Origin of the sequence: Psychrobacter sp. GW64-MNA-CIBAN-0177, from assembly GCF_040309585.1 — a bacterium.
In the GTDB taxonomy this organism is placed as follows: Bacteria; Pseudomonadota; Gammaproteobacteria; order Pseudomonadales; family Moraxellaceae; genus Psychrobacter; species Psychrobacter okhotskensis.
The window spans coordinates 1-241 of sequence record NZ_JBEOOY010000555.1 but is presented as its reverse complement, the minus strand read 5'-3'; the positions used below and the strand labels follow the sequence as shown (position 1 = coordinate 241).

The 241-nt window shown below is 49.8% G+C and carries 1 protein-coding gene; it reads left to right on the top strand.

Features of this window, described 5'->3' with window-relative positions:
- The coding region (locus AAEY79_RS16195) for a nucleotidyltransferase domain-containing protein (protein ID WP_352289759.1) at positions 1 to 241 on the top strand (241 nt) is incomplete at both ends.

Sequence of the window (241 nt, the reverse complement as noted above, 5' to 3'; positions counted from 1 at the left end):
AGCGTGGACTGCCGATTCGTCAATTGGTGACGGCTCGTGCGTGTGCGATTGATGAATTGCTCATTGCTTTATTTACCTGCTTTGAGCTTGATAACACCGATTTGGCGTTATTTGCCACCGGTGGTTATGGGCGTGGTGAGTTGTCGTTGTATTCTGATGTGGACATATTATTGCTCGCCCCTGATACGATGTCGCCTGCGGTGCGTGCCAAGATTGATAGTCTAGTGGCACTGCTTTGGGA